This is a genomic window from Streptomonospora sp. PA3 (assembly GCF_009728995.1).
GTDB lineage: Bacteria > Actinomycetota > Actinomycetes > Streptosporangiales > Streptosporangiaceae > Streptomonospora.
Genome location: NZ_VTZW01000006.1, coordinates 11,897 through 28,188 on the forward strand (window position 1 = coordinate 11,897; position 16,292 = coordinate 28,188).

The following is a 16,292-nucleotide window of genomic DNA, read 5'->3' on the forward strand; positions in this document are numbered from 1 at the left end:
ATGTTCTGCGCGGCGGTTCGGGGGACGGTCGTCACGGCGATCGCACGAAGCCCTCGTGCCGCACCGACCACGTCCCGTCGCGCGGGAACCCGGGGGCGTGCGCGCCGCCGTCGCCGTCCCAACCCCCGGCCATCAGGGCCAGGGCGGCCAGCAGGCCGCCGTTTCCGGGCAGGTAGGCCGGCAGGGTGCCGGTCTGCCGGTTGTGGCCGTTGGGCAGGTATCGGTTCTTCGGGGTGTCGCGCAGCAGGGCGTCGACCGCCGTCTCCGGTTCGCCCAGGCGGGCCGCGGTCATGGCCAGTGCCGGATAGTCCCAACCCCACGTGCTGGCCCAGTCCCAGTCGGCGAGCACGTCGTGCAGGGTCGCCCGGACCGCCTCTCGATCGGCGAGTCCGGTGTCCGGCACCGGGCCGAGCGCGTAGACCATGGACGGGTGGTCGGCGCGGACGGTGAACGGCTCGATCGGGATGGCGGGGTAAAGGCCGCCGCGCACCAGCGGGCGGCGGATCCGGGTGCGGACCTCCTCCCAGCGGGGCTCGGGCGGCAGTCCGGCGCGCACCCGCCACTGCTGGGCCACGCCCAGCGCCCACGCCCAGTAGGCGATTTCGAACGGAGGGTCGTGGGCCCGGTCGCGGAGGTCGGCGTAGGACTCCTGCGCAGGCACCAGGGGCGGGCCCAGCGAGAACCCGTCGGCCGCGGGCTCGGCGACGTCGGCCATGAAGTCCGCGGTTTCCTCGATCAGGTCGCCGTACTCGGCGGCGTCCCCGCCGCCGGCCCGGCGCAGCAGCTCGGCGAAGTGGATGACGTGCGGCTGCTGCCAGAGCAGGAACGGCCCGATCGAGCTAGGGCTCTCCCGGCCGTCGGGACCGACCTGCTTGGGCCAGCGCGCGCCGCGGTAGCCCTGCGACGCGGCGGTGGCCCGGGCCGCCGGCAGGATCCGCCGGTAGAAGCCCATGCTGCGACGCAGCAGATCGGGCCTCGCCCACAGCGCGAAGTGCGCCGCATGCCACCAGTGCATCTCCAGGTGGAACCGGCCGCGCCAGCTGTTGCAGGTCAGCCCGGTCTCCTGCGGCGGCAGGGAGCCGGCGCACTGGATCGCGGTGAGGTACTGGGACAGCACCGCGCGGCGCTCCAGCTCCTGGGCGCGCGGGTCGGTGCTGCCCGCGAGGTCGATCGCCGCTCCGCGGTCCCAGAACGCCGGCCAGTGCGCCCGGCTCGCCGCGAACACGGCGCCGGCGTCCGCACCCGCGGGATCGCCGCCCCCGCCCTCGGCCAGGGTCACCGCCAGTTCGAGTACGCCGTCCTGCGCGATGACGAGCAGTTCGTGCTCGCCGGTTCGGTCCACGGCGGCCTGCGGCGAGGTCCGCACCCGCACGCGGTAGAGCGGGTCGGGGCGCCCGTCGAGGCGCCGCCGCACCAGGACGCCGCCGGGCACCCGCTCGACGTCGCTGGAGTGGGCGCCTGGGCGCGACCAGTCGGCAGCGTTACTCCACGACTGCGATCCGTAGGGGAAGGCCAGGCGGACGGCGACGCCGGGTTCCGCCGGGTCGTGCCCGACGGGCTCGATGCGGAGCGCCAGGGTGTCCTCGCCCGGGTGGCAGGCCGTGCGCACCCGCAGCGGCCGACCGGCCAGGGTGAAGGAGCTGCGGACCACACCGGTCCACAGGTCCAGATCTTGACGGCACCGCCCCAGCTCCGCCGCCTCCGGCGCGCGGTGGCCGCTTCCGTGCGGCACCACCAGGCCTATCCGCAGCAGGTCCAACCGGTGAGGGTTGGCACGCAGCCACCGGGTCCCCTCGTCGAGCGCGGAGTCGTCGGAGCCGTCCAGCGGCGCGGAGTCCACGTAGCCGACATCGCCGCGCGGGGTGCGATAGGGCCGCACGGTGCGGGAGAGGTCGGCGCCCGCGGGGCGGGGTGTGCTGTGCCAGCCCCACTGGGACTGGGTGCTCAGCAGCGTGCCCGGCACCCCGCCGGCCGGGTCGGCCACCGGGTACCGGCCGGGGAACGTCTGCAGGCCGGTGGCGTCCACGGTCATGCACAGTTCGCCGTTGCCCACCGACAGCGCCGCGTCGGGGTCGATGCCCGCCGTCTCGACGCGGTGCCGCGCCACCACGGATCGCCGGTCGATCCCTCCGGCGGCCCTCGGGCGCGGGCCGCCGGAGAGGTCGCCGGCCGGCTCAGGAGACGGCATTCTTCAGCTCGGTGACGAACTGCTTCGCGCCCTGCTCGGGCGACTGCCGGCCGAAGAGGACGGCGTCGTTGACCCGCTGCAGCAGGTCGACGGACTCGGTGGAGCCGGTCGGGCCGATGACGAAGTCGCCGTCGACGAGCCCGCTCATGCGGTCCACGAACGCGAACTCGACCTGCTGGGAGGCGGTGAGATCGCCCTCCAGGTGGGCGCGGATCTCGGGGTTGGCCGGGATGCCGCGGTCGGACTTGATGAAGTCGGCGGCGCGCGGGTCGTTGACGAGGAAGTCCACGAGCTTGGCCGCGGCCTCGGGGTGCTCGCTGCGCTTGCTGATCGTGTAGAGCTGGGATGCCTGCAGCCACATGCCGGTGCCCTGGGCCGTGGTCTCGCCGGGCGCGCGCAGCAGCACCAGGTCGTCGCCGGAGCCCTCGCGGAAGGCGGCGAGCTGGTTGGACCAGGCCAGCTTCATCGCAGCCCGCCCCTGGCCGAGCAGCGTCTGCTCCGGTGCCGCCTGCGCCGCGAGTTCGGCGGTCATGCTCGCCGAGGGGGTGGCACCCGCGTCCGTCATCCCCGTGGTCAGGCCGAACCACCGCTCCACCGTCGGGGGCTCGATGGCGACCCCGCCCTGGGGGGAGTAGAGGCCCTGGCCGGTGTGCTGGTTGGCGTAGAGGTCGAGCGTGTCGGGCTGGGTGGGGTCCTCGGAGCCGTAGACGTCGTCGGGGGTGCCGGCCGAGATCTCCTCGGCGATGGCGGCGTAGTCCTCCCAGCTCCAGGAGTCGTCGTCGGGGAGCTCGACCCCCGCCTCCTCGAAGATCCGGGGGTTGGCGACGACCGAGAAGGTGTTCACTCCCGTGGGCACGCCGTAGTTCTCGCCGTCGAACTCGCCGTTGGATAGCGCTTTCTCATCGAGCGCGCCGAGGTCCAGGTGGTCGGAGACTTCGGAGAGTTCGAGGAGCACGCCGCGCTCGGCGTACTCGCGCGGGTACGCGCCGCCCATGGTGATCACGTCGGGTTCGTCGCCCGCCGCCACCGATGTGGAGAGCCGGTCGAAGTAGGACTCGAAGTCGATCGACTCCGTCTCGACGGTGATGTTCGGGTGCGCCTTCTCGAACGCGTCGACGGCCTGGTTGGTGATCTCGGCCCGCTCGGTGCTGCCCCACCAGGAGAAGCGGATCGTCACCTCCCCGCTGTCGCCCGAACCCCCGCCGCAGGCCGTGGTCATCATCGCGGCGCCGGTAAGGGCCGCCGCCAGGCGGAAGGTCGTCCGGGGGCGGACGCCCCGCCCGCCGGTGGTCGGTAGTTGCCGCATGAGCTGTCTCCCTCGCCACGCCGATGAGGTCGCCGAGAGTGCTACGAGCGCCCCACTCCCTACCGCCCGCGGCAGGACGCCGCGACCGATGTGGCGTGTAACACATCTTTACACCGGTGTAATTGCAACACGGCGCCTGGCGGGGGTCAATCCCTCGGATCGGGAAATGTCCGCCGTGCCGGAAGCGCCTACTTCGGGGCGTCCCCGGAGCCGTCCGGGCCGCCCGTGGACTCCCGCACGATCAGCTCGGGCGCGACCACCAGCTCACGGCCGCCCGCGCCCGCCGGCTCCCCCCGCGCGATCAGGTCCACCAGCAGCCACACCGCGGTGCGCGCGATCTGGGCCCGGCCCGGCTGCACGGTCGTCAGGCTCGGACAGGAGAAGCGCCCGTCCTCGATGTCGTCGAAGCCGGCCACCGCGACGTCGCCGGGCACCCGCAGCCCGCGCTCGAACAGCACCCGCATCGCGCCGAGCGCGAGCACGTCGTTGAGCCCGAAGACGGCATCGACGTCCGCCCCGCGCTCGAGTACCCGGCGCATCGCCTGGGCGCCCGTGGTGCGGGTCCACTCCAGCGCCTCGCCCGTGCGCCGCGGGTCGTGCTCGATCCCGCTGTCGGCGAGCGCCTCGGTGAAGCCGCGGGTGCGCAGCGAGCCCGCTCCCGCGCCGCGCTCGTCGTAGGACCCGACGACGGCGATGCGCCGGCGCCCCCGCTCCAGCAGGTGCTCCGCGGCCGCCCGCGCGCCCTCGACGTTGCCCATCGCCACGTGGTGCACGCTGCCGTGCAGCGCGCGCTCGCCCAGCAGCACCAGCGGGTAGTCCACCTCCAGGCTGCGCGCGTCGGCGGGGCGCAGGCCCAGCGGGGAGAAGATCAGCCCGTCGGTCATCCGGCGGCGGTCGCTGGTCAGCACCTCCAGCTCGCGCTCGCGCACCCCGCCGGTCTGCTCCACCAGCACGGTGTAGCCGCGTTCGGCGGCCACGGCGATGACCTCGTCGGACAGCTCCGCGAAGTAGGGCAGCCGCAGCTCCGGCACCGCCAGAGTGATCATCCCCGTGCGGCCCAGGCTCAGGCTGCGCGCCGAGAAGTTCATCCGGTAGCCGAGTTCGGAGATGGCGGCGAGCACCCGCGCCCTGGTCGCGGGGGTCACGTGCGGGAACTCGTTGACGACGTTGGAGACGGTCTTGACCGAGACCCCGGCGCGCCGCGCCACGTCGCGCATCGTCACAGGCACCGCCGGCCACCTCCGGGACGTCTCGATCGGGACCGGCCGCACACCGCGCCCTCCCCGCTTCCACCGCCGTGGACGGCTGGCCGCACCCCGGCTTACGTTAGGGTAACCGGTTACCTCGTAGAGGAGGACATGGCATGGGCGCACTGCCCTGGCTGCGTGTCGACGGCCCCCGCATCGCCGACGAGCACGGCAGGACCGTCACGCTGCACGGCGTCGGCATCGGCGGCTGGCTGAACATGGAGAACTTCATCACCGGCTACCCCGGCGCGGAGCAGCAGCAGCGCGCCGCGCTGCGATCGGCACTGGGCGAGGAGGGCTGCGCCCGCTTCTTCGACGGGTTCCTGAGCGGCTTCTTCGCCGAGGCCGATGCGGCCCACCTGGCGTCACTCGGGTTCAACTCGGTGCGCATCCCGGTGAACTACCGGCACTTCGAGGACGACCTGCGCCCCTTCGAGCTTCGGGAAAGCGGTTTCACCCACCTCGACCGGGTCATCGCCGAACTGGCGCGCCACGGGCTGTGGTCGATCGTCGACCTGCACGCGCTGCCGGGCTGCCAGAACCAGCACTGGCACAGCGACAACCCCACCCACGTCGCGGCGTTCTGGCAGCACCGCCACTTCCAGGACCGCGCGGTATGGCTGTGGGAGGCCATCGCCGACCGCTACCGCGACCGCCCCGAGGTCGCCGGCTACAACCCGATGAACGAGCCCGCCGACCCCACCGGCGAACTGATCGGCCCCTTCTACGAGCGGCTGGAGCGCGCCGTCCGGGCCGTCGACCCCCGGCACATCCTGTTCCTGGACGGCAACCGCTACGCCACGGACTTCAGCGCGTTCACCGAACCCCTCCCCAACACGGTCTACTCCACCCACGACTACGCGCTGCCCGGCATCGCGGGCGGAACCGGCTACCCGGGCACCACCCGCGGGGAGTACTTCGATCGCTCTGTACTGGAGCAGACCTTCCTGCGCCGCACCGAGTACATGCGCCGCACCCGGACCCCGGTGTGGATCGGGGAGTTCGGACCGGTCTACCCCACCGACCGGCCGCTGGAGGACTGGCGGCTCGCGCTGCTGGCCGACCAGCTCGACATCTACCGCGAGCACGGAGCGAGCTGGTCGCTGTGGACCTACAAGGACCTCGGGCTGCAGGGACTCGTCCACGCCCGCCCGGACAGCCCCTACGTCTCGCGCATCGCCGACGTCCTGGCGGCCAAGCACCGCCTTGGCACGGACTCCTGGGGCGGCTCCGACGCCGGCGTGCGCGCGATCCTGGACCCCGTCGACGAGGTCTTCGACCGCGAGTTCCCCGGTTTCGAGCCCTACCCGTGGGGGCGCCGGCAGTACATCGCGGGCCTGATCCGGCACATCCTGCTGGCGGAGCCGCTCGTCGAGCGGTTCGGCGCCGCGTTCGCCGGTGTCCCGCCGGAGGAGGCCGAGCGGCTCGCGGCGTCGTTCCGGTTCGAGAACTGCGCCGAGCGGACCGGGCTTTCCGCGGTGCTGCGCGCCCACCTGCGCCGGAGCCGGGCATGAGGACGGGGCGGCGGGGCGGTGCCGCCCGGTGGAAGCGCGGGGCGTGGGCCGCCCCGGGTTTCCGGCGGGCGCCGCAGGGTGAGTAGGTTGTGACGGCACCGGCCGCAGAACCGCAGAGAAGGATGTCCCGATGACCGAGGTCTTCGCCACCGCCGACCTGATCGACGCCCACGGCGACGCGCTGGCCAGCTGCGAGACGCAGTTCCGCCAGTTCGGTGCGCGCACCGCGTTCCACGGTCCCATCGCCACCGTGAAGTGCCATGAGGACAACGCGCTGGTCAAGGAGCAGCTCAGCCAGCCGGGCGAGGGCTGGGTGCTGGTGGTCGACGGCGGCGGCTCGCTGCGGACGGCGCTGATGGGCGACCTCATCGCCAAGTCGGCCCAGGAGAACGGCTGGGCCGGCGTGGTGATCAACGGGGCGGTGCGCGACGCCGCCGAGCTGGCCAAGGTGGACCTGGGGATCAAGGCGCTGGGCACCAACCCGCGCAAATCGGCGAAGACCGGCGCCGGCGTCCTCGACTCCCCCGTGGCGTTCGGCAACGTGGTCTTCGCCCCGGAGACCTGGCTCTACAGCGACGACGACGGCATCGTGATCAGTGAGGAGAAGCTGGACGTGCCGGTTTAGGCGGCCGGGGCCGCGAGCGCACCCGCGGCCCGGGACCGAGGCGAGCGGGAGGACGGGTGGCGGTGCACGGGTACCGGGAAGACCGGGCGGACCGGGCGGCTCGGCCGCCGGTGCTGGGTGTGGACATCGGCGGCGTGATCATCGACCGCGCCTGCGACGACCAGGACACGTCCTTCTTCGGCGAGACCCCGATGCGCACCCCGGCCGTCGCCGGGGCCTTCGAGGCGATCGCCGCCCTGGCGGCGGACCCGTTCCAGGGCCGCGTGCACGTGGTGTCCAAGGCCAAGCCGGAGACGGCCTACCGCACCCGGCGCTGGCTGGCGCTGCACTCCTTCGCCGACCGCACCGGACTGTCCGACGGCCACCTGCACTTCGTCCCCGAACGCGCCGACAAGGCCCCCGTATGCGAGCGGCTGGGCGTCACCCACTTCGTCGACGACCGCCTGGACGTGCTGCGCCACCTGTCCGCGGTACCGCACCGCTACCTGTTCACCGGCGGAGGCGGTGCCGCCGACGCCCCCGCCGAGCTTCCGCCCTGGGCGCAACGGGCCGACACCTGGCCCGAACTCACCGCGGCCATCCGGCGCTCGGTACCGGCGCCGGACTAACCGCACCTTTTCGGCCTCCCTAGGACGCCGGGAACTCCTCGCAGGCGTCGGAGATGACGTCGAGCACGGTGATGGGGTCCGGCAGAGCCGGCTCGCCCGGGTCCTCCTCCGGTGGTCTGATCCAGGCGACGGGGTTGCCCGACGGCAGCAGCGAGGGAGCGCCCAGCACGTAGCTGTCGCGGCAGTGCCAGCGCAGCCCGGGGCTCTCCTCGATACTCTCGGGGACGCAGTCGAGGTGGCAGGACCACCATTCGTCCTCGTCGACGGGCGAGCGGGTGGCCACGAAGAACAGGTAGCGCTGGGCGTCGACCGCGGCGACCGGGCCCGGGCGCACTCCGGCGCGGCCCATCCGCGCCAGCGCCATGACGCCCGCTCCCGCCGGGACGTCGAACACGTCGAAGACGCGCCCGGTGGGCAGGATGACGTTGGCGTCGGGGGTCGCGCTCCACCACCGGGTGATGGTCTCGGGATCGGTCGTGGCCTCCAGGCCCCAGGTGGCCGTGACCGGGTGGGCGCCGGGGTCGGGGCAGCCGACGCGGTCGCAGCCGCAGGCGCGCCCGCCCGTCGACGAGGGGGCCGCGCCGCGGCACACCGGCCACCCCAGCGCCGCATACCGCAGTGCGGCGCTCAGCACGCCGTCCACCGAACGTCGGCGCTTCCGCCGTTGCAGGACCTGGGCCACGTATGCCTCCCCGTTCGCCTGTCGCCGGTCGATGCCAGTGGTGCTTCCGCATCCCCCCGGCCTCGACCGCGATCCGGCGGGGAAACGGTCCCCCGCTCAGCGGAGCAGTCTTGCCGCCTCGGTCGCCCAGTAGGTGAGGATCTGGCCGGCGCCGGCCCGGCGGTAGGAGAGCAGCGTCTCCATGATCACCCGCTCCCGGTCCAGCCAGCCCTTCTCGGCCGCGGCCTCGATCATCGCGTACTCGCCGCTGACCTGGTAGGCGGATACCGGTACCTGCACCCGGTCGGCGACCCTCGCGACGATGTCGAGGTAGGCCAGGCCGGGTTTGACCATGACCATGTCGGCGCCCTCGGCGATGTCCAGCTCGACCTCGCGCAGCGCCTCCAGGGCGTTGGCGGGGTCCTGCTGGTAGCCCATGCGGTCGCCGAACTGCGGCGCCCCCTCGGCGGCCTCGCGGAAGGGGCCGTAGAAGGCCGAGGCGTACTTGGCGGCGTAGGAGAGGATCGCCACATCGGTGTAGCCGGCGCCGTCCAGCGCCGCGCGGATGGCGGCGACCTGCCCGTCCATCATGCCGCTGGGCGCCACGACCTCTACGCCCGCGGCCGCCTGGGCGACGGCGATCGCGGCGTAGCGCTCCAGGGTGGCGTCGTTGTCGACCTCCCCGGTGGGCGTGAGCAGCCCGCAGTGCCCGTGGGAGGTGTACTCGTCCAGGCACAGGTCGGCCATGACGGCGACGTCGCCGCCGAGGTCGCCGGAGAGGTCGCGCAGGGTCCGCTGCACCACGCCGCCGGGATCGTCGGCACCCGAGCCGCGCTCGTCCTTGAACTCGGGGATGCCGAACAGCACGATCGCGCCCACGCCGGCCTCGGCGGCCTCCTGGGCGGCCTTGCGCACGCTGTCGCGGGTGTGCTGCACGACGCCGGGCATGGAGGCGACCGGGTTGGGCTCGCTGATCCCCTCCTTGACGAACACCGGCAGGATCAGCTCTTCGGGGCGCAGCCGGGTCTCGGCGACCAGTCGCCGCAGCGCCGGTGTGCGGCGCAGGCGGCGCGGCCGCGCCGCGGGGTAGTTCGCGTTCATCCAAGGCTCCCTGGTCACACGGTCTTGCGGCGCCGCCCGCGCCGCTTCTGGCTGGGTTTGAGGGCCGGCTTGCCGGCGGCGACCGCCTCGGCGCGCTGGGTCGCACCGTACTCCGCCAGGGCCTCGGCGAGGGCGGAAACGGAGGTTTTCGGCGCGACGACGTCGACGCGCAGTCCGAACTCCTGGGCGGTCTTGGCGGTCTCGGGCCCGATCACCGCGATCACCGTGGTGTTGTGCGGCTTGCCCGCGATCCCCACCAGGTTGCGCACCGTCGAGGACGACGTGAACAGCACCGCGTCGAAGCCGCCGCCCTTGATCGCCTCGCGGACCGGTGCGGGCGGGGGCGCCGCGCGCACGGTGCGGTAGGCGGTGACGTCGTCGACCTCCCAGCCGAGGTCGGTCAGGCCGGCCGAGAGGGTCTCGGTGGCGATGTCGGCGCGCGGCAGCAGCACCCGCTCGATGGGGTCCAGCTCGGCGTCGTAGGGCGGCCACACCTCGACCAGCCCGGCCCCCGACTGGCTCTCGGGCGGCGGGGTGAGGTCGGGCTGGATGCCGAACTCGCGCAGCGCGGCCGCGGTCTGCTCGCCGACGGCGGCCACCTTGACCCCGGCGAAGGCGCGGGCGTCGAGGCCGTACTCCTCGAACCGCTCCTTGATGGCCTTGACGGCGTTGACCGAGGTGAAGGCCACCCACTGGTATCGGCCGGTGACCAGGCCGCGCACCGCCCGCTCCATCTGCTGGGGCGTGCGCGGCGGCTCCACCGAGATGGTCGGCACCGATTCGGGCACGGCGCCGAAGCCGCGCAACTGGTCCGACAGCCCGGCCGCCTGCTCCTTGGTGCGGGGCACCAGCACGCGCCAGCCGAACAGCGGACGGCCCTCGAACCAGGAGGGCTCCTTGTCGCCGGTCACGCCCTTGCCCATGAGGAACAGCGCCGGAGCGGTGACGTTGTGCCCCTTGGCGTCGGCGGCCTTCATGTCGGCGGTCAGCCGCTGGAGCGTCGAGGAGACGGTGGTCTGCTCGGTGGTCGATCCCATCCGCACCACCGCGACGGGGGTGTCGGCGGGCCTGCCGGCGGCGATCAGCGTCTTGCACAGCCGGTCGAAGCCGGGGCCGCTGTGGCGCGCGTCGGGCCCCTCGGGCGCGTCGGGGAACATGACGACGAGGCTGGCGTCGCCCTGGGAGACCCGCTCCCAGTCCACTCCCGGGTCCCTGCCGTCGACGATGCGGGCCTCGCTGACGTCGTCGGGCAGCAGCGGGACGCCGGCGAAGGCGGGCACGGCCGTCACCGAGGAGAGCCCCGGCACGATCTCGTACTCGACCCCGGCCTGGCGGCAGGCCGCCGCCAGCTCCGCGCCGCGGCAGCCCAGCAGGGGGTCGCCGCTGTAGAGCCGCACCACGCGCTTGCCCTCGCGGGCGTGGCCCACGGCCACGGCGTCGATCTCGCCGCCGCACTCGGCGGGGTCGATCACGGCGGCGTCCTCGCGGCAGTGCCGCAGCAGCGCCTCGCGGTGCTTGGCCAGCTCGGGCCCGGGTTCGCGGAGGTTGACGACGACGTCGGCCTTGGCGAGCGCCGCCGCGCCCCGCAGAGTCAGCAGCTCGGCGTCGCCCGGACCCGCCCCGACCAGGGCCACGTGCCCGCGCTGGGACGCGCCGTGTGCGTTGGGGGGCGGCTCCTGGTTACCACTCTGCGGATTCACTGTGCGATCGCTCCTTGCCGTTGCGCTCGGGCGCCCGCGTGGAGCGCCGCGGCCGCAGGGTGCGCCCGTGCTGGGCGCGGTCGATCGGTGCCGTCCGCCGCGCTGCGGCACGGCCCGCGTATGCCCTGCGGCCTCCTTCCCTCATCGAATGCCGCTCTTCTCGGGACCGCTGGTCCCCTGGTCGTCTAGTCTTCGGCCGCCTCGGCGACGATGCGGTCGGCCCCTTCGCCGATCATCTCGCGGGCGAGTTCGCGCCCCAGCGACGCCGCGGCCCCGGCCGGGTCGGCGCCGCCGAGCGCCGCGGACCGCTCGCGCCGCACCGCCTGGCGGCCGTCGGGGGCCACCACGGCGGCACGCAGCCGCAGCCGGTCGCCGTCGACCTCGGCGTAGGCCCCGACCGGAGCGGCGCAGCCGGCCTCCAGCTCGGCCAGCACCGTGCGTTCGGCGGTGACCGCCGCGCGGGTGTCCGCGTGGTCGACGGCGGCGAGGTAGGCGAGGTCGCCGCCGGCGCGCGAGGTCAGGCACTCCACCGCCAGCGCTCCCTGGCCGGGGGCCGGCAGCACCTGCTCGGGCTCGAAGACGTCGGTGACGTCGTCGAGGCGGCCCACGCGCTCCAGGCCGGCGTAGGCCAGCACGACCGCGTCGACCTCGCCCTCGGCGATCTTGCCCAGGCGGGTTCCGGCGTTGCCGCGGATGGGCACGAAGGTCAGATCCGGTCGCAGCGCGGCGAGCTGCGCCACCCGGCGCGGTGATCCGGTGCCGATGACGGATCCGGCCGGCAGGTCGGAGAACTTGCGGCCGTCGCGGGCGCAGAGCGCGTCGCGGGGGTCGTCGCGCTCGGTCACCGCGACCACGGTCAAGCCCTCGGCCGGTGCGGTGGGCAGGTCCTTCAGGGAGTGCACCGCGAAGTCGACGCCGCCCTCGGCCAACTGCTCGCGCAGGCTGTTGACGAACACGCCCGTTCCGCCGAGCTGGGTGAGGTGGGCCTGGGTGACGTCGCCGAAGCTGGTGATCAGCTCCAACTCCACCCGGACCCCCGTGCGCGCGGTGATGGCGTCGGCCACGCCCTGCGACTGGGAGGTGGCCATCGGGCTGCGTCGGGTGCCGAGCTTGGCCGGGCGGTCGGACACGGTCACGCCTCCTCGCCGGGTGCGGGTTCGACGCGCGTGACGGCGTCGGCGGCGCCGGGATCGAGATCGAACAGCTTGCGCAGCGCGGCCTCGTAGGAGTGGCCGTCGGGGCCGGCCGCCAGCTCCTTGACGCGCACCGTGGGCTGGTGCAGCAGCTTGTCGACGACGCGGCGCATGGCCCGGGTGACCTCGCCGCGGGTCTTCTCGTCGAGCTCGGGCAGGCGCCCCTCCAGGCGCGTCAGCTCCGACTCCATGACCGTGCGGGCCTTGTCGCGCAGGGCCACCACGGTGGGCGCGACCAGCTCGGCGCGGCGCACGCTCTGGTACTCGGCCACCTCTTCGTCGACGATCCCGCGGACCAGCGCGATGGCGCCGGCGCGTTCGGCGGACTCGGCGGAGGCCTCGGCGGCCGCCTGGCGCAGGTCCTCGATGTCGACGAGATCCACGCCGGGCAGCTCGCGCACGGCCGGATCGATGTCGTGGGGCAGCGCGAGGTCGAGGAACACCAGGGGGCGCGCGGCGGAGCGGGCCGCCGCCGCGACCTGGTCGCGGGTGAGGACGAGGCCCTGGGCGCCGGTGCAGGAGATCACCAGGTCGGCCTCCGGCAGCACCTCGGCGGCGGAGTCGAAGGGCACGGCACGGCTGCGGATGGTCTCGTAGGCCTCGGTCAGGCACTCGGCCAGGCGCAGGGCGCGCTCGTGGGTGCGGTTGGCCACGGTCACCTGCCCGGCGCCCTGGCGGGCCACGGTGTTGGCGGCGAGGGCGCTCATCGAGCCGGCGCCCAGCACGAGCACCCGCAGGCCGGTGAGGCGCTGCGGCTCGGGCAGGGCGGCGGCGACCGCGTCGGCGCCGCCGGACTCGCCGACGGGGCAGCCGGCGGCCTGGGCGACCGTGGGCTCGGCCGACGCGGGTTCGGGTGCGGTGCCGAACCGCCGCAGCGCGACGTCGAGGCCCAGGCCGACCATGTCCGCGCCGGCGTGGTCGAGGTGGGTGTCGGTGTGGGCGCGCTTGCCCACGCGCAGCGCCCGCTGGCCGAGGTCGTTGAGGACGCGGCCGAGGGTCCCGGCCTGCTGCGCGTCCTTGATCGCGTTGCGGACCTGGCCGAGGATCTGGCCCTCGCCCACGACCATGGAGTCCAGCCCGCAGGTGACGGAGAAGAGGTGCTGGACGGCGCGTTCCTCGTAATGGACGTAGGCGTGCTGGGAGAGCTCGCTGAGGGGGACGCCGGTGTGCCAGGACAGCAGCTCGGTCACGGCGGCGACGGCCGGGTGGAACTTGTCGACGTCGGCGTAGACCTCGGTGCGGTTGCACGTGGAGACCATCAGCGCCTCGTTGACCGAGGGGGCGGCGGCGATCTCCGACATGACCTTCAGCCGCGCCTGCCCCTCCAAGGCGACGCGCTCCAGTAGCGCCACGGGTGAGCTGCGGTGGCTCACTCCTACGGCGAGGACACTCATCTGCACTCCAATGCGGGCTGCATCGCGCTGCTGTCGTACCTGCGGCGCTTCCGCACGCGCGGGCGCGCCCCCTGCTGTGGCTCCGCTGCCCCCGGCTCCGCCGGCCTCACGCCGGCCCTTTCCCGAACGGGTCGAGGCCGGCGTACCCGTCGGCCTTGCGCTGCTCGTGGAAGGCCAGGATCTGCAGCTCGATGGACAAGTCGACCTTACGCACATCGACGCCCGGAGGCACATTCAGTACCACCGGGGCGAAGTTCAGCACACTGGTGACCCCTGCCTCGACGAACCGGTCGCAGACCTCCTGCGCGGCCGCCGCAGGCGTGGCGATCACCCCGATCGAGACCTTCTCCTTGCGGACAACGTCCTCGAGTGTGTCGATATGCCCGACCGGCAGGCCCGCGACGGTGTCTCCCAGCACAGCGGTGTCGGCGTCCAGCAGGGCGGCGATGCGGAAGCCGCGAGTGCCGAACCCGCCGTAGTTGGCCAGGGCGCGACCCAGGTTGCCCACTCCGACGATGGCCACCGACCAGTCCTGGGTGAGACCAAGTTCACGGGAGATCTGGTAGATGAGGTACTCCACCTCGTAGCCGACACCGCGGGTGCCGTAGGACCCCAGGTGCGACAGGTCCTTGCGCAGCTTGGCGGAGTTGACGCCGGTGGTCTCGGCCAGGTGCTCGGAGGAGACCGTGAGGATGCCGCGATCGTCGAGCGCCTGCAGCGCACGCAGATACACGGGGAGGCGGGCGACGGTCGCCTCCGGGATTCCCCGATCGCGGGGCCGTGGTTCAGGGGGGGTCACTGGCGTGCGCTCCTGGACGGCGATCGTCACTGCCGGATCGGTGGCTCGGGGCCGGCGCAGGCCGGGGGCCGCGCGGACGGGCTCCCGCGCCCGGCCGGATCCGAGTCGGCATTCAGATTACGCCCTTGTGAACACGCGCACAAAGTGGGGTGCCGACCGCCGACGCGCCCGTACGCTCCGCCGATGGGCGGTCGCGGCGGGCCGCGCCCGGGGTGAGCAGGGGCACCGCCCGCCCGGGGCCGGGTCCCGCGCGGCGGGTCGAGCGCGCAGCGCGGCCGGAGCCGGTCAGTCCGCGCGCCTCAGCGCGGCGCGCAGGCGGTCCTCGTCGACCCGCCAGAAGTCGTGCTGGGCGCCGTCGACGAAGGTGACCGGGATCTTGTCCCAGTAGTCGTCGCGCTCCTTCGCCGGGGCGGCGTCGAGGTCGCGGACCTCCACCCGCGCGCCCAGTTCGGCGCAGACCCGCTCGATGACCTCCAGGGCCTCCTCGCACAGGTGGCAGCCCGACCTGCCCAGCATGGTCACGGTGCGGCCCGCGGCGTCTCCGCCGGCGCCATCGGCCATCGCGTGTCCCTCCCTCGTCCGTGTCTCCGTCCGCCCGCGCGGCCCGCCTGCGACCCCTGCGGCGTGCGGGTGCTCAGCCGCCGGCGAAGGGCGGGAGCACCTCGATGACATATCCCTCGTCGAGCGGCACCTCGGCGTGCGGGCGCGTTCCCACGGGATACTCGTCCACGACGAAGGACGAGCGGTCCAGCACCCGCAGCAGGCGGTCGTCGCCGCTGTAGGCCGCACGCACCGAATCCAGCACCTCGGCCAGGGTGGATCCGCTCACCGGCTCTTCGGACTTTCCCGCGGCTTCTTTGGCCGCGGCCCAGTACCTGATGGTTCCGTTCACCATCGGTTGATTATCCTTGTTGGTCTCGGAGGCAATCACTTCATTATTTCTCCGGCGGGGGCAATGACGCCTTCGACCACCGCCACGCGCGGGTTGACGGGAAGAGACGCATGAGCCACCTGCTCCTACTGACGAACTCCAACGAACCGTCGGATCATGTCCTGCCCGCCCTCGGACTGCTGCTGCACTCGGTGCGGGTCTCCCCCGCCGAAGCCGGCGCACTGCTGACCACCGGCCCCGACCGCTCGTCGAACACGCCCGTCGACGCCATTCTCGTCGATGCGCGCAGCGACCTCGCGGCCGCACGCAACCTGTGCCGCCTGCTGGACACCACGGGCCTGGACTGCCCGCTCCTCGCGGTCCTCACCGAGGGCGGCGTGGCGGCCCTCGCGCCGGACTGGCAGGTCGACGACTTCCTGCTGACCTCGGCCGGGCCCGCCGAGGTCGAGGCCCGGCTGCGGCTGGCCATCGGCCAGGCCGACTCCGGATCCGACGACCCCGACGAGATCCGCCGCGGCGACCTCGTCATCGACGAGGCCACCTACATCGCCCGGCTGCGCGGCCGCATCCTCGACCTCACGTTCAAGGAGTTCGAGCTGCTGAAGTTCCTGGCCCAGCACCCGGGCCGCGTCTTCACCCGCGCTCAGCTGCTCCAGGAGGTCTGGGGCTACGACTACTTCGGCGGCACCCGCACGATCGACGTGCACGTGCGGCGGCTGCGCGCCAAGCTCGGCAGCGAGCACGAATCGCTGATCGGCACCGTCCGCAACGTCGGCTACCGCTTCGTGCCCGATCCCGCGACCAAGTCCGGCGGGGAGCCCGCCACTGCCGCGGAGGACCCGGCGCCGTCGCGCCGGTCCGCACCCAGCGCGCCCGCCCAGGGCTGACCGGCGGGCCCGGCGGGACGGCGCCCTCCGCCCGGCCTCCGCCTCCGGGACCGGAGGCCGGGGGTGCGGCTTCCGGCCTGCTCGCAGACGGCGGCCGCGCCGATGCGGGCGGGGCGGAACCGCTCCGCCGATCCGGGGCTTTGCCGGGCATCCGCGGATATGCTCGGATCGTTTCTG

Annotated in this window: 15 protein-coding genes; 4 read left to right on the forward strand and 11 right to left on the reverse strand. The window is 73.5% G+C overall.

What is annotated here, in order from left to right; translation table 11 throughout:
- Nucleotides 1–31: 31 nt before the first annotated feature.
- From FZ103_RS03865 to FZ103_RS03875, 3 genes are all read right to left on the reverse strand, one after another.
- Nucleotides 32–2,188, reverse strand: a complete 2,157-nt coding sequence (locus FZ103_RS03865) for a hypothetical protein (protein ID WP_155998923.1) — start codon at nt 2,186–2,188, stop codon at nt 32–34.
- Entirely contained in the window at nt 2,175–3,494 is a 1,320-nt protein-coding gene (locus FZ103_RS03870) for an ABC transporter substrate-binding protein (protein WP_155998924.1), read from the reverse strand. Before FZ103_RS03870 ends, FZ103_RS03865 begins: the two co-directional genes overlap by 14 nt.
- Before the next feature lie 188 nt (nt 3,495–3,682).
- Nucleotides 3,683–4,723, reverse strand: coding sequence for a LacI family DNA-binding transcriptional regulator (locus FZ103_RS03875; RefSeq protein WP_186355776.1), 1,041 nt, complete (start codon nt 4,721–4,723; stop codon nt 3,683–3,685).
- A 134-nt stretch (nt 4,724–4,857) separates the two neighbouring features.
- Here FZ103_RS03875 and FZ103_RS03880 point away from each other — a divergent pair, with 134 nt between their 5' ends.
- The 3 genes from FZ103_RS03880 (at nt 4,858) to FZ103_RS03890 (ending at nt 7,488) form a co-directional block, all read left to right on the forward strand.
- On the forward strand, nt 4,858–6,255 hold the full coding sequence (locus tag FZ103_RS03880; protein WP_155998925.1) for a glycoside hydrolase family 5 protein: 1,398 nt from the start codon (nt 4,858–4,860) through the stop codon (nt 6,253–6,255).
- 130 nt (nt 6,256–6,385) lie between these two features.
- On the forward strand, nt 6,386–6,880 hold the full coding sequence (gene rraA / locus FZ103_RS03885; RefSeq protein WP_155998926.1) for a ribonuclease E activity regulator RraA: 495 nt from the start codon (nt 6,386–6,388) through the stop codon (nt 6,878–6,880).
- A gap of 56 nt (nt 6,881–6,936) precedes the next feature.
- The gene (locus tag FZ103_RS03890) at nt 6,937–7,488 is read left to right on the forward strand and encodes a hypothetical protein (protein ID WP_343233370.1); all 552 of its coding nucleotides are present in this window, start codon (nt 6,937–6,939) and stop codon (nt 7,486–7,488) included.
- Between the two features lie 19 nt (nt 7,489–7,507).
- Here the strand turns inward: FZ103_RS03890 and FZ103_RS03895 are convergent, their stop codons facing one another.
- The 8 genes from FZ103_RS03895 to FZ103_RS03930 all read right to left on the reverse strand — a co-directional run bounded on the left by FZ103_RS03895 (nt 7,508) and on the right by FZ103_RS03930 (nt 15,231).
- Nucleotides 7,508–8,170 (reverse strand): bifunctional DNA primase/polymerase, encoded by a 663-nt coding sequence (locus FZ103_RS03895; protein WP_186355777.1) that lies wholly within the window; start codon nt 8,168–8,170, stop codon nt 7,508–7,510.
- A gap of 96 nt (nt 8,171–8,266) precedes the next feature.
- Nucleotides 8,267–9,250 carry a porphobilinogen synthase gene (hemB, locus tag FZ103_RS03900; protein ID WP_155998927.1) on the reverse strand — a complete coding sequence of 328 codons (984 nt, stop codon included), beginning with the start codon at nt 9,248–9,250 and terminating at the stop codon, nt 8,267–8,269.
- Nucleotides 9,251–9,264: 14 nt separating this feature from the next.
- Nucleotides 9,265–10,950, reverse strand: coding sequence for a uroporphyrinogen-III synthase (locus FZ103_RS03905; protein WP_186355778.1), 1,686 nt, complete (start codon nt 10,948–10,950; stop codon nt 9,265–9,267).
- Between the two features lie 185 nt (nt 10,951–11,135).
- Nucleotides 11,136–12,038, reverse strand: coding sequence for a hydroxymethylbilane synthase (hemC, locus tag FZ103_RS03910; RefSeq protein WP_155999048.1), 903 nt, complete (start codon nt 12,036–12,038; stop codon nt 11,136–11,138).
- Nucleotides 12,039–12,082: 44 nt separating this feature from the next.
- Nucleotides 12,083–13,537 carry a glutamyl-tRNA reductase gene (locus tag FZ103_RS03915; RefSeq protein ID WP_155998928.1) on the reverse strand — a complete coding sequence of 485 codons (1,455 nt, stop codon included), beginning with the start codon at nt 13,535–13,537 and terminating at the stop codon, nt 12,083–12,085.
- A gap of 106 nt (nt 13,538–13,643) precedes the next feature.
- The gene (locus FZ103_RS03920; protein WP_186355779.1) at nt 13,644–14,336 is read right to left on the reverse strand and encodes a redox-sensing transcriptional repressor Rex; all 693 of its coding nucleotides are present in this window, start codon (nt 14,334–14,336) and stop codon (nt 13,644–13,646) included.
- 285 nt (nt 14,337–14,621) lie between these two features.
- Entirely contained in the window at nt 14,622–14,897 is a 276-nt protein-coding gene (locus FZ103_RS03925; RefSeq protein WP_155998930.1) for a glutaredoxin family protein, read from the reverse strand.
- A gap of 73 nt (nt 14,898–14,970) precedes the next feature.
- Nucleotides 14,971–15,231 (reverse strand): MoaD/ThiS family protein, encoded by a 261-nt coding sequence (locus FZ103_RS03930; RefSeq protein WP_155998931.1) that lies wholly within the window; start codon nt 15,229–15,231, stop codon nt 14,971–14,973.
- Between the two features lie 107 nt (nt 15,232–15,338).
- Between FZ103_RS03930 and FZ103_RS03935 the strand changes: the two genes are divergently transcribed.
- A complete protein-coding gene (locus FZ103_RS03935; protein ID WP_155998932.1) occupies nt 15,339–16,115 on the forward strand; it encodes a response regulator transcription factor in 777 nt (258 codons plus the stop codon).
- Nucleotides 16,116–16,292 lie beyond the last annotated feature (177 nt).